The organism is Kosakonia sp. PSU_27 (assembly GCF_039409795.1).
In the GTDB taxonomy this organism is placed as follows: domain Bacteria; phylum Pseudomonadota; class Gammaproteobacteria; order Enterobacterales; family Enterobacteriaceae; genus Kosakonia.
The window spans coordinates 67,213-79,651 of record NZ_JBCIVK010000001.1 but is presented as its reverse complement, the minus strand read 5'-3'; the positions used below and the strand labels follow the sequence as shown (position 1 = coordinate 79,651).

Below are 12,439 nucleotides of genomic sequence, written 5' to 3'. Positions count from 1 at the left end.
CAGAACTAAAATCTTGTCGTCTTAAAAAGTGATACAGGTCGCGCCCTGCTCCGCGCCGGAAAGTTTTTCCCGCAGCGCACCAAACATTTCGCGCCCTGTGCCCACGCGCATCGCGCTAAGGTCAGGAATATGTGGCTGACGTGCGGCAAGAACGTTGTCATCAACCAGCAGCGTTAATTCTCCAGTCTGCCCGTTAACCCGAATCATGTCGCCATCATGCACTTTTGCCAGCAACCCACCATCATATGCTTCTGGTGTAACGTGGATTGCCGAAGGCACTTTACCTGATGCCCCTGACAGCCGTCCATCAGTAACTAATGCAATTTTGAAACGGCGGTCCAATAATACACCAAGTGGCGGCATGAGTTTATGTAATTCTGGCATACCGTTCGCTTTTGGCCCCTGATGACGAACAACGACCACACAATCGCGATCCAGCAGCCCAGCCTCAAATGCGGGCAGCACGTCATGCTGGCTTTCAAAAACCACTGCCGGCGCTTCAATCACCTGGTTTTCTACCGGAACGGCGGAGGTTTTCATTACCGCACGCCCGAGGTTGCCGCTCAGCACTTTGGTGCCGCCATGTTGAGAGAACGGTTTATCAATGCTGGCGATCACGTTGTCATCCAGCGACGCGACCGCGCCTTCGCGCCAGTCCAGTTCGCCATTATTGAGCCACGGCTCGTGGGTATAACGCGCCAGACCAAAGCCTGCGACAGTATTAACATCTTCATGCAGCAAACCGCCTTTCAGCAGCTCACGCAGTAATACCGGCACACCGCCCGCCGCCTGGAAGTGGTTAATATCCGCCGGGCCATTCGGGTAGAGACGCGCCAGTAAAGGAACAACATCAGAGAGATCGGAGAAATCATCCCAATTAATGATAATGCCCGCTGCACGCGCCATCGCCACCAGATGCATCGTGTGGTTTGTGGAACCGCCGGTCGCCAGCAGCGAAACGATACCGTTAACCACCACTTTTTCATCGATCATTTTACCAAGCGGCATCCATTCGTTGCCGTTGCCCGTCAGACGAGTGACCTGGCGAGCCGCCGCTTCTGTCAACGCTTTGCGCAGCGGCGCATCCGGGTGTACAAACGAGGAACCCGGCAACTGCATGCCCATAAACTCAATCACCATCTGGTTGGTGTTGGCGGTACCGTAGAACGTACAGGTGCCTGGTGCGTGATAGGACGCGGCTTCAGATTCCAGCAGTGCCATCCGATCGACTTTGCCCTCAGCATAAAGCTGGCGGATACGCACTTTCTCTTTGTTGGCCAGACCGCTCGCCATCGGGCCTGATGGTACAAACACTGCCGGCAGGTGGCCAAACGACAATGCTGCCATTGCCAGCCCCGGGACGATTTTATCGCACACGCCCAGATACAGCGCGCCATCGAACATGTTATGCGACAGGCCGACCGCAGCAGACATGGCAATCACTTCGCGGCTCAGTAAGGATAACTCCATCCCGTCCTGACCTTGCGTTACGCCATCGCACATGGCCGGAACACCACCAGCCACCTGCCCCACTGCATTCACGGTATGCAGCGCTTTACGGATGATATCCGGATAGACCTCGTAAGGCTGGTGCGCAGAGAGCATGTCGTTATAAGAGGTGATGATCGCAATGTTGTTGCGCAACATGCTTTTGAGGGAGGCTTTATCGTCGGGCTGGCAAGCAGCAAAACCGTGCGCCAGGTTACCGCAAGCGAGTGTTGAGCGGCGTACGGTATCGCTTTTCGCTTGTTCAATACGCGCCAGATAGGCTGAGCGGGTTTCGCGCGAACGTTCGATAATACGATTTGTTACGCGTAACATTGTCGGGTTCATAGAGGCTCCTGAAATTTATCTGTCCGGGGAAGCCGCGTTAACAGTGCGATTAGCTTTACGTAACAAGCTGAAAACACCAGAGCGCCGCGCCCCAAAGGCAAAATCGCTTCAGCCAGTGTAATAAAAAAAGCCCCGCTGGTGAATCCAGTCGGGGCCTGAAAGATGAAAAATTGTTCGGATAGCTGAGTTAGATCATGTTACCGGTAAAATTGCGCAACATTAACCTGCAGCGAATCACTCAAACTCGTTCCAGGAACGGCCGTCACGGGTGATCATCGCTACCGAGGCCACAGGCCCCCAGGTTCCCGCCTGGTAAGGTTTCGGCGAGTCGTTATCCGCCGCCCAGGCTTCCGTGATGGAGTCCACCCATTTCCAGGCTTCTTCCACTTCGTCACGGCGCACAAACAGCGCCTGAATGCCGCGCATCGTTTCCAGCAACAGACGCTCATAGGCATCGGCCAGATGCGTCTGATTGAACGTTTCGGAATAACTCAGATCGAGCTTGGTGATTTGCAGATTGTGTTTGTGATCGAGACCCGGCACTTTGTTCAGCACCTGGATATCCACCCCTTCGTCCGGCTGCAGGCGAATGGTCAATTTGTTCTGCGGCAAATCCTGCCAGGACTCTTTGAACAGATTCAGTTCCGGTGTTTTAAAGTAAACAACCACTTCAGAGCACTTGGTCGGCAGACGCTTACCGGTGCGCAGGTAGAACGGCACACCAGCCCAACGCCAGTTATCAATGTCGACACGGATCGCAACGAACGTTTCGGTGTTGCTGGTCTTATTCGCGCCCTCTTCTTCCAGGTAACCCGGCACTTTTTTGCCCTGGGCAAAACCGGCGCTGTACTGGCCGCGGACGGTTTTTTCACGCACGTTGGTGCGATCAATACGGCGCAGCGACTTCAGTACTTTTACTTTCTCGTCACGAATGCTGTCAGCGCTTAGATCGGACGGCGGCGACATGGCAATCATGCATAGAATTTGCAGCAGGTGGTTCTGGATCATATCGCGCATCTGCCCGGCCTGGTCGAAATAGCCCCAGCGCCCTTCAATGCCTACCTCTTCCGCCACGGTGATTTCAACGTGGTCGATGGTGCGATTGTCCCAGTTATTGACGAAAAGAGAGTTCGCAAAACGCAGCGCCAGCAGGTTGAGTACCGTTTCTTTACCGAGGTAGTGGTCGATACGATACACCTGGCACTCTTCGAAAAACTCGCCCACCTGGTCATTGATTTCCCGCGACGTGGCAAGCGAGGTGCCCAGCGGTTTTTCCATTACCACGCGCGCCGGTTTAGCGTTCAGCTTCGCTTCACCCAGACCTTTGCAGATTGCGCCAAAGGTGCTCGGCGGCATGGCGAAGTAATTGATGGTGGTGCGATTTTTTTGATCCAGCATCTCGCCGAGACGTTTGAATGCCGACGTATCGTTGACGTCCAGATTGCAAAAATCCAGACGACCACTCAGCTTGTCCCACAGGCTCTCGTCGATCTTCTCCTTCATAAAGGTTTCAAGCGCTTCGCGAACAACCTTGGTATACGCTTCCTTATCCCAATCAGCGCGGCCCACGCCCAGGATTCGTGTCTCCGGGTGAATCTGGCCCGCTTTTTCCAGTTGGTACAGGGAAGGCAGCAATTTCCGGCGGGCGAGGTCGCCCTTGGCGCCGAAAATGACCAGGTCACACGCCTGGGCTGTTTGTATTACCGCCATGTCTTTCTCCTCAGTTGGCTATCCTGGAGCTTCAGCCAGGCCTCAGTTGTAATTTTATTACAGTGCACTGTACTGCTTTTACGTAATTCCCGAAACTGTTAAGCCTTGTCAGGACGTGCGTTATTCTGTTGTGACGAAAAAACTGTTCTTTCGCCCTGATAAAGCGGGATATTTGCCCAATACGCGTTGGGTAAAATCCGACTCTGATCATGTAATGAAAAAAAACAACAACATTTCTCATCACGACTTACCTTTCTGCGCGCCGCAGGGGTAATATCTAATTAAATTGCATCACGATTCCATCTATCGGTGTAATCGTTTTACCATGAGCGTTTATCACCCATGAATATGCTGGAAAAAATCCAGTCACGGCTGGAACACCTTAGCAAATCCGAGCGTAAAGTGGCGGAAGTGATCCTCGCCGCGCCGGACCAGGCCATCCACTCAAGCATTGCCGCACTTGCGCAAGAAGCGGATGTCAGCGAACCCACAGTGAACCGCTTCTGCCGCAGCCTCGATACCCGGGGCTTTCCCGATTTCAAACTGCATCTGGCGCAAAGCCTCGCCAATGGCACGCCCTATGTTAATCGAAATGTTGATGAAGATGACAGTGTTGAAGCCTATACCGGCAAAATCTTCGAATCCGCGATGGCCAGTCTCGACCATGTGCGCCAGTCACTCGATATGGCCGCGGTAAACCGCGCCGTAGATTTACTGACGCAGGCGAAAAAAATTGCCTTCTTTGGCCTTGGTTCCTCTGCCGCCGTTGCACACGATGCCATGAACAAATTTTTCCGCTTCAATGTGCCGGTGGTCTACTCCGACGACATTGTCTTGCAACGCATGAGTTGTATGAATTGTAGCGACGATGACGTGGTTGTGTTGATTTCGCATACCGGAAGAACCAAGAATTTAGTGGAACTTGCGCAACTGGCGCGTGAAAACGATGCCATGGTGATAGCCCTTACGTCCGCAGGCACGCCGCTGGCGCGTGAGGCAACACTTGCTATCACCCTGGATGTTCCGGAAGATACAGATATTTATATGCCAATGGTTTCTCGTCTTGCGCAACTCACGGTGATTGATGTGCTGGCAACAGGGTTCACATTGCGTCGGGGAGCAAAATTCAGGGATAACTTGAAGCGAGTCAAAGAAGCACTGAAAGAATCGCGCTTTGATAAAGAGCTGCTTATTAAAAGTGATAATCACTAATAGTAAATATAAAAACGGTAACCTCTTACGCTGTCCGATCTGACGCATCGCCCTTCACAGCAGGGCGCCAAATGACCGGATTTATGTTCACGCAACACCAAGTTGTTTCAGTCAACGGAGTATTACATGTCCAGAAGGCTTCGCAGAACCAAAATCGTAACCACCTTAGGCCCGGCTACTGACCGCGATAACAACCTTGAGAAGGTGATCGCTGCCGGTGCTAACGTGGTACGTATGAACTTCTCACACGGAACACCTGAAGATCATAAATTACGTGCGGATAAAGTGCGTGAGATTGCGGCAAAACTGGGACGTCATGTTGCTATCCTTGGCGATTTACAGGGGCCAAAAATTCGTGTTTCCACCTTTAAGGAAGGCAAAGTTTTCCTGAACATCGGGGATAAATTCCTGCTCGACGCCAACCTCGGTAAAGGTGAAGGCGACAAAGAAAAAGTGGGCATCGATTATAAAGGTTTGCCTGCCGATGTGGTTCCGGGCGATATCCTGCTGCTGGACGACGGTCGCGTACAGCTAAAAGTGCTGGAAGTTCAGGGCATGAAAGTGTTTACCGAAGTGACCGTCGGCGGCCCGCTGTCGAACAATAAAGGCATCAACAAGCTGGGCGGCGGCCTCTCTGCTGAAGCGCTGACTGAAAAAGACAAAGCGGACATCGTAACAGCAGCATTGATCGGCGTTGACTATCTGGCCGTCTCCTTCCCGCGCTGCGGCGAAGATCTTAACTACGCTCGCCGTCTGGCGCGCGATGCCGGTTGCGATGCCAAAATCGTGGCAAAAGTTGAGCGTGCTGAAGCGGTATGCAATCAGGATGCGATGGATGATGTGATCCTCGCCTCCGACGTGGTAATGGTCGCACGCGGCGATCTCGGTGTTGAAATCGGTGACCCGGAGCTGGTTGGTATCCAGAAAGCGCTGATCCGCCGTGCGCGCCAGCTGAACCGGGCAGTAATCACTGCGACGCAGATGATGGAGTCGATGATCACCAACCCAATGCCAACGCGTGCGGAAGTGATGGACGTAGCCAACGCCGTGCTCGATGGCACCGATGCGGTCATGCTCTCTGCCGAAACGGCCGCTGGCCAGTATCCGTCCGAAACCGTTGCTGCAATGGCGCGTGTATGTCTGGGTGCTGAGAAGATTCCAAGCATCAACGTCTCCAAACACCGCCTGGATATCCAATTCGATAACGTGGAAGAAGCGATTGCCATGTCGGCGATGTATGCGGCAAACCACCTGAAAGGTGTAACCGCTATCATTTCAATGACAGAATCGGGTCGCACCGCGCTGATGACCTCGCGCATCAGTTCCGGGCTGCCGATTTTCGCTCTCTCTCGTCATGAACGTACCCTCAACCTGACAGCTCTGTATCGCGGCGTCACCCCGGTCTATTTCGACAGCGTAAATGACGGCGTGACGGCAGCTCACGACGCAGTAAATCTGCTGCGCGATAAAGGCTATTTGCTCTCCGGTGACCTGGTTATCGTGACTCAGGGCGATGTGATGAGCACCATCGGCACGACGAACACCACGCGCATTCTCACCGTTGAATAAGCGGTAACAGGAAGCAAAAAGGCCTCTCAGTGAGAGGCCTTTTTTATGGGCTATTTTTTCGGAAATAAATCTTTGCGCTGGTAAGGCTCGGTTTCACCTGGTTTTCGCGTTTTTAGCAATTTGAGGATCCAGGTGTATTGCTCAGGACGCGGACCGACAAACTGTTCAACTTCTTCGTTCATACGGCGGGCAATCATGTTGTCATCGGCGGTGAGCAGGTCGTCCATCGGCGGACGCACCTGAATAATCAGCCGGTGTGTTTTCGCATCATAAACCGGGAACAGCGGCACCACGCGCGCACGGCACACTTTCATCAGACGGCCAATCGCCGGCAGGGTCGCTTTATAGGTCGCAAAGAAATCAACAAATTCGCTGTGCTCCGCACCGTGATCCTGGTCCGGAAGGTAGTACCCCCAGTAGCCCTGGCGAACCGACTGGATAAAGGGTTTGATCCCATCATTACGCGCATGTAAACGCCCGCCAAAACGACGACGCACGGTGTTCCATACATAATCGAACACTTTGTTGCCCTGATTGTGGAACATCGCCGCCATTTTTTGGCCTTGCGATGCCATTAACATCGCCGGGATATCAACGCCCCAACCGTGCGGAACAAGGAAAATCACCTTCTCTTCGTTGCGGTGCATTTCATCAATAATTTCCCGGCCCTGCCATTCCACACGCGGAAGAACCTTTTCCGGGCCACGTAACGCCAGTTCCGCCATCAGAACCATGGCTTGTGGCGCAGTGGCGAACATCTCATCAATAATGGCCTCTCTTTCCGCATCGCTTTTTTCAGGGAAGCAGTAGTAGAGATTGATCTGCGCACGGCGGCGCGCGCTTTTGCCGAACTTTCCGGCCAGACGCCCAAGTTTGCCGAGTACAGGATCGCGCACCGACGGCGGGATCAATGCAACGCCCGCAAAAGCCAGCACTCCCAGCCACGCGCCCCAGTTACGCGGGTGGCGAAATTCGTTTTCAAACTCAGGAATGTATTCAGCGGTATTTTTTTTCGTTTCCATGCATCTTCCGCAGACGAGAAATCAGTTCACATAAAATAATGAGATAGTGTAGCGAGGCGCCATCTTTCGCACAAAAGAAAAAGCCGACGCGGTTGAGGCATCGGCTTCGGACGCACATTTGTTAAACGAATCAGTCTACTTTTAACTGAGGCAGAATCTCTTTAACCTGTGCCAGATAATCTTTGCGATCCGACCCGCTTAATCCTTCGGTTCTCGGCAGCTTCGCCGTTAACGGATTAACTGCTTGCTGGTTGATCCACACTTCATAGTGCAAATGCGGCCCGGTAGAACGCCCGGTGTTCCCGGAGAGCGCAATACGATCGCCGCGTTTCACTTTCTGCCCTGGTTTTACCAACAGTTTGCGCAGGTGCATATATCGCGTGGTATAGGTGCGTCCGTGACGGATAGCGACATAGTTACCTGCCGCTCCGCTGCGTTTCGCCACGACGACTTCACCATCCCCTACCGCCAGCACAGGCGTTCCCTGCGGCAACGCGAAATCAACGCCTTTGTGCGGCGCAACCCGACCTGTAACCGGGTTCAGACGACGGGGGTCAAAATTTGAAGATACGCGGAACTGCTTGGATGTCGGGAAACGCAAAAACCCTTTTGCCAGGCCAGTACCGTTGCGATCGTAAAATTTGCCGTCTTCTGCGCGGATTGCATAATAATCTTTGCCGTCGGAACGCAAACGCACACCAAGCAACTGGCTTTGCTCTTGCTTGCCTTCCAGCATTTCGCGGGACATGAGTACGGAGAATTCATCGCCTTTTTTCAGTTTACGGAAATCCATTTGCCACTGCATGGCTTTGATCACCGCGCTGATTTCACCGCTGGTTAACCCGGCGTCGCGCGCGCTGGAAACAAAACTCCCGCCGACAGTCCCTTTCATCACCGAGTTTACCCAATCGCCCTGCTGCGTTTCGCTACTCATTTTGAAGCCGCCATCAATGCGGTCATAAGTACGGGTCTCGCGGCGGGACATCTCCCAGGTCAACCGCTGCAAATCGCCATCCGCGGTCAGAGTCCAGGAGATCTGTTGGCCAATTTTCAGGTTACGCAGTTCTTTATCCGCAGCGGCAAGCTGGCTGATATCACCCATATCGATGCCGTACTGATTAAGAATGCTGCTCAGCGTATCGCCCGTCGATACGACATATTCATGTACGCCGGCTTCACTGGAAGTTTTCTCATCGAGTTCATCCTGCGGAATAGCGTCAACATCGTCATCCGAGGCAGTCTGGTCGATAGGTTCGCTGGCTTCCGGCAATAAAGAACGAATTTCGCTCTTCGGCAGCTCGATAGCTTTAACAATGGGGGTAACGGATTCGGGGTGGTAAACGTACGGACGCCAAACGGCGACCGTGAGAGTGAGAACTGTAAGCGACCCCAGCATAACGCGGTGGGGTCGGGGCAGATTATTAAATGCCAGGGCGACAGAGCGGGCTATCTGTTGCACGTATTCACTTCCTCGTTATTCTCCTTTCAGGCAGCTCGCATACTGATGTGAAAGTTGGGCAAGGAACTGCGGATAGCTCTCTTTGCCTAACTTGATGCCGATACCGAGCGGATCCAACGTTCCCATTCGAACGGATGTCCCTCTGGCAACAGCTTCTACGACCGCTGGCCTGAACTGTGGCTCAGCAAAAACGCAGGTTGCTTTTTGCTCAACCAACTGTGTTCTGATTTCATGTAAACGCTGCGCACCAGGCTGAATTTCGGGGTTGACGGTAAAGTGACCCAGCGGAGTCAGTCCGTAGTGTTTTTCAAAGTAGCCATAGGCGTCATGAAAAACGAAATACCCTTTCCCTTTCAGCGGTGCCAGCTCGTTACCGACCTGCTTATCGGACTGGGCTAATGATGCCTCAAATGCTTGCAGGTTGGCGTCCAGCTTGGCTCGACTTTGCGGCATAACTTCCACTAATTTATCGTGGATTGCAACCGCTGACAGCCGCGCAATCTCCGGGGAAAGCCACAGATGCATGTTGTACTCACCGTGATGGTGATGTTCATCACTTTTTTCGTCCTGATGATGTCCATCATCATGGTCGTGCTCATCGTCATCCGCCCCTTTCAGGAGTAGCGTTTTCACGCCATCCAGATCCGCCATCGTCACTAATTTTTTCGCCGGGATTTGCTGCGCGGAACGCACCATAAATGCTTCCATTTCAGGCCCGACCCAAAATACTAAGTCCGCGTTCTGTAAGCGTTTTACATCCGATGGACGCAGGGAATAATCGTGCTCTGACGCACCGTCCGGAAGCAATACTTCCGTCGGTGTCACCCCATCGGCTATTGCTGACGCGATAAACCCCAGCGGCTTTAATGACGTTACAACGGCGGCGTTAGCAGTTTGTGCTGCTCCACTGAGAAGCGCAGCGGATAACGCTGCGCAAAGAAGCGTATTTTTATGTAACATAATGCGACTATTAATCGTAATGAATGAGTGGAATGTGATATTATAACATTCGACAACTTGTGCAACCCCATAAATGCTATGACGAATCTTGTAACGCTCGAAAAAATCACCGTCGCATTCGGCCAACGTCGCGTCCTGTCTGATATTTCGCTGAATTTACGCGCTGGTAAAATTTTAACCCTGCTGGGCCCTAATGGCGCGGGCAAATCAACGCTGGTGCGCGTTGTGCTTGGGCTGGTAGCACCTGACTCCGGGTTAATCAAGCGTGACAAAACACTGCGCATCGGATACGTGCCGCAGAAATTACACCTTGACGCGACTCTGCCGCTCACCGTTGGCCGCTTTATGCGCCTGCGTCCTGGCACCAGTAAAGACGATATTGTTCCGGCACTGAAACGTGTTCAGGCCGCACACCTGGTCGATGCGCCAATGCAAAAACTTTCTGGTGGCGAAACCCAGCGTGTATTGCTCGCGCGAGCGCTGCTTAATCGCCCCCAATTACTGGTTCTTGATGAGCCAACCCAGGGCGTTGATGTGAATGGCCAGGTAGCGCTGTACAACCTGATCGACCAGTTGCGTAAAGAGCTGGACTGCGCTGTATTGATGGTTTCTCACGATCTGCATCTGGTTATGGCAAAAACCGATGAAGTGCTCTGCCTGAATCACCATATTTGCTGTTCTGGCACGCCGGAAGTGGTTTCGATGCACCCGGAATTTATCTCCATGTTCGGCCAGCGTGGCGCGGAACAGCTGGGAATTTATCGCCACAATCACAACCACCGCCACGATTTACAGGGCCGCATTGTGCTGCGCCAGGGTAATGGACACTCATGATTGAATTATTACTACCCGGCTGGCTTGCCGGGGTTATGCTCGCCTGCGCGGCAGGTCCGTTGGGCTCATTTGTTGTCTGGCGCAGAATGTCCTATTTCGGCGATACGCTCGCGCATGCTTCTCTTTTGGGTGTCGCTTTCGGTTTGTTACTGGACGTCAATCCCTTTTATGCGGTGATCGCGGTTACGCTGCTGCTGGCCGCCGGGCTGGTATGGCTGGAAAAACGGCCTCATCTGGCCATTGATACCCTGCTGGGGATCATGGCGCACAGCGCATTGTCGCTGGGTCTGGTTGTTGTCAGCCTGATGTCAAATATCCGTGTCGATTTAATGGCCTATCTGTTCGGGGATTTGCTGGCAGTGACACCAGGCGACCTGGTGGCGATCGCTCTGGGCGTTGTCGTGGTGCTGGGGATTTTGTTCTGGCAATGGCGCAATCTGCTGTCGATGACCATCAGCCCCGAGCTGGCCTTTGTCGATGGCGTGAAGCTGCAGCGTGTGAAGCTGTTACTGATGCTGGTCACTGCATTAACGATTGGCGTTGCCATGAAATTCGTCGGCGCACTGATCATCACCTCCCTGTTGATTATCCCTGCCGCGACATCGCGACGCTTCGCACGTACGCCGGAGCAAATGGCGGGCATCGCGGTCGGGATCGGGATGATCGCCGTCACCGGCGGGCTGACATTTTCAGCCTTTTATGACACGCCCGCGGGCCCATCCGTGGTGTTGTGCGCGGCGCTGCTGTTTATCTTCAGCATGATGAAGAAACCCGCCAGCTAAAGCGAAAGGCCGGAAGCAAATGCTCTCCGGCCTTTAATGTTATGGCATTTGCGGTGGCGTAATGCCGAAGTGGTTCCATGCTCTGACTGTTGCCATCCGACCACGCGGTGTACGCTGCAAAAAACCCTGCTGGATAAGATACGGCTCCAGCACATCCTCAATCGTTTCGCGCTCTTCGCCAATGGCTGCCGCCAGGTTGTCCAGCCCGACCGGGCCACCGAAGAACTTATCGATAACGGCTAACAGCAGCTTACGATCCATATAGTCGAAGCCTTCGGCATCGACATTCAGCATGTCGAGCGCCTGGGCCGCGATATCAGCGGTAATATCACCATCGTGTTTCACTTCGGCGAAATCGCGCACACGCCGCAGCAGACGATTCGCAATACGTGGCGTACCGCGTGAGCGGCGCGCCACTTCCAGCGCACCCTCGTCGCTCATCGCCAGCCCCATATAGCGCGCGCTGCGCCCGACAATGTGCTGTAAATCCGCAACCTGATAGAACTCCAGACGCTGCACGATACCGAAACGATCGCGCAACGGCGACGTAAGCGAACCCGCACGCGTCGTCGCGCCGATCAAGGTAAACGGCGGTAAATCGATTTTTATCGAGCGCGCCGCTGGCCCTTCACCGATCATGATATCCAGCTGGTAATCTTCCATCGCCGGATAAAGCACCTCTTCAACAACCGGCGAGAGGCGGTGAATTTCATCGATAAACAGCACATCATGCGGTTCGAGGTTAGTGAGCATCGCGGCAAGATCGCCCGCTTTTTCCAGCACTGGCCCTGAAGTCGTGCGCAGATTGACACCCATCTCGTTTGCCACGATATTCGCCAGCGTCGTTTTACCTAAGCCCGGTGGGCCGAAGATAAGCAGATGGTCCAGCGCGTCACCGCGCAGCTTTGCCGCCTGGATAAAGATCTCCATTTGCGAGCGCACCTGCGGCTGACCGATATACTCGTCGAGCATTTTCGGACGAATAGCGCGGTCTGCAACTTCCTCTATATTGGTGCTGGCGGGCGTTACCAGACGGTCTGCTTCAATCATCCTCTACC

Annotated in this window: 10 protein-coding genes; 4 read left to right on the top strand and 6 right to left on the bottom strand. The window is 53.6% G+C overall.

Going from position 1 to position 12,439, the window contains the following annotated elements:
• Nucleotides 1-21: 21 nt before the first annotated feature.
• Together edd and zwf are read right to left on the bottom strand one after the other, a co-directional pair.
• Nucleotides 22-1,833 carry a phosphogluconate dehydratase gene (edd, locus tag AAIG26_RS00395; protein WP_269230793.1) on the bottom strand — a complete coding sequence of 604 codons (1,812 nt, stop codon included), beginning with the start codon at nt 1,831-1,833 and terminating at the stop codon, nt 22-24.
• 234 nt (nt 1,834-2,067) lie between these two features.
• Complete coding sequence (gene zwf, locus AAIG26_RS00390) at nt 2,068-3,543, bottom strand: glucose-6-phosphate dehydrogenase (protein WP_020454115.1); 1,476 nt, start codon at nt 3,541-3,543, stop codon at nt 2,068-2,070.
• Nucleotides 3,544-3,885: 342 nt separating this feature from the next.
• On the opposite strand from zwf, the gene AAIG26_RS00385 reads away from it, so the two are divergent.
• Both AAIG26_RS00385 and pyk read left to right on the top strand, forming a co-directional pair.
• Nucleotides 3,886-4,755 (top strand): MurR/RpiR family transcriptional regulator, encoded by an 870-nt coding sequence (locus AAIG26_RS00385; protein WP_017456940.1) that lies wholly within the window; start codon nt 3,886-3,888, stop codon nt 4,753-4,755.
• Nucleotides 4,756-4,881: 126 nt separating this feature from the next.
• Nucleotides 4,882-6,324 carry a pyruvate kinase gene (pyk, locus tag AAIG26_RS00380; protein ID WP_017456939.1) on the top strand — a complete coding sequence of 481 codons (1,443 nt, stop codon included), beginning with the start codon at nt 4,882-4,884 and terminating at the stop codon, nt 6,322-6,324.
• A 50-nt stretch (nt 6,325-6,374) separates the two neighbouring features.
• Here pyk and lpxM read toward each other — a convergent pair whose 3' ends face one another.
• From lpxM to znuA, 3 genes are all read right to left on the bottom strand, one after another.
• Nucleotides 6,375-7,346 carry a lauroyl-Kdo(2)-lipid IV(A) myristoyltransferase gene (gene lpxM / locus AAIG26_RS00375; RefSeq protein ID WP_343179349.1) on the bottom strand — a complete coding sequence of 324 codons (972 nt, stop codon included), beginning with the start codon at nt 7,344-7,346 and terminating at the stop codon, nt 6,375-6,377.
• 130 nt (nt 7,347-7,476) lie between these two features.
• Nucleotides 7,477-8,805 (bottom strand): murein DD-endopeptidase MepM, encoded by a 1,329-nt coding sequence (gene mepM / locus AAIG26_RS00370; protein WP_044489393.1) that lies wholly within the window; start codon nt 8,803-8,805, stop codon nt 7,477-7,479.
• A gap of 15 nt (nt 8,806-8,820) precedes the next feature.
• Nucleotides 8,821-9,765 (bottom strand): zinc ABC transporter substrate-binding protein ZnuA, encoded by a 945-nt coding sequence (gene znuA / locus AAIG26_RS00365; protein ID WP_343180297.1) that lies wholly within the window; start codon nt 9,763-9,765, stop codon nt 8,821-8,823.
• A 78-nt stretch (nt 9,766-9,843) separates the two neighbouring features.
• Here znuA and znuC point away from each other — a divergent pair, with 78 nt between their 5' ends.
• Together znuC and znuB are read left to right on the top strand one after the other, a co-directional pair.
• Entirely contained in the window at nt 9,844-10,599 is a 756-nt protein-coding gene (gene znuC, locus AAIG26_RS00360) for a zinc ABC transporter ATP-binding protein ZnuC (RefSeq protein ID WP_313626174.1), read from the top strand.
• Nucleotides 10,596-11,381, top strand: coding sequence for a zinc ABC transporter permease subunit ZnuB (znuB, locus tag AAIG26_RS00355; RefSeq protein WP_020454120.1), 786 nt, complete (start codon nt 10,596-10,598; stop codon nt 11,379-11,381). Before znuC ends, znuB begins: the two co-directional genes overlap by 4 nt.
• Nucleotides 11,382-11,420: 39 nt before the next feature.
• Here znuB and ruvB read toward each other — a convergent pair whose 3' ends face one another.
• Nucleotides 11,421-12,431, bottom strand: a complete 1,011-nt coding sequence (gene ruvB, locus AAIG26_RS00350) for a Holliday junction branch migration DNA helicase RuvB (protein ID WP_045511323.1) — start codon at nt 12,429-12,431, stop codon at nt 11,421-11,423.
• Between the last annotated feature and the right edge of the window lie 8 nt (nt 12,432-12,439).

What these genes read in the sequence shown, in the direction of transcription:
- edd (WP_269230793.1), bottom strand. Translation starts at nt 1,833, where the DNA reads ATGAACCCGACAATGTTACGCGTAACAAATCGTATTATCGAACGTTCG.
- zwf (WP_020454115.1), bottom strand. Translation starts at nt 3,543, where the DNA reads ATGGCGGTAATACAAACAGCCCAGGCGTGTGACCTGGTCATTTTCGGC.
- AAIG26_RS00385 (WP_017456940.1), top strand. Translation starts at nt 3,886, where the DNA reads ATGAATATGCTGGAAAAAATCCAGTCACGGCTGGAACACCTTAGCAAA.
- pyk (WP_017456939.1), top strand. Translation starts at nt 4,882, where the DNA reads ATGTCCAGAAGGCTTCGCAGAACCAAAATCGTAACCACCTTAGGCCCG.
- lpxM (WP_343179349.1), bottom strand. Translation starts at nt 7,346, where the DNA reads ATGGAAACGAAAAAAAATACCGCTGAATACATTCCTGAGTTTGAAAAC.
- znuA (WP_343180297.1), bottom strand. Translation starts at nt 9,765, where the DNA reads ATGTTACATAAAAATACGCTTCTTTGCGCAGCGTTATCCGCTGCGCTT.
- znuC (WP_313626174.1), top strand. Translation starts at nt 9,844, where the DNA reads ATGACGAATCTTGTAACGCTCGAAAAAATCACCGTCGCATTCGGCCAA.
- znuB (WP_020454120.1), top strand. Translation starts at nt 10,596, where the DNA reads ATGATTGAATTATTACTACCCGGCTGGCTTGCCGGGGTTATGCTCGCC.
- ruvB (WP_045511323.1), bottom strand. Translation starts at nt 12,431, where the DNA reads ATGATTGAAGCAGACCGTCTGGTAACGCCCGCCAGCACCAATATAGAG.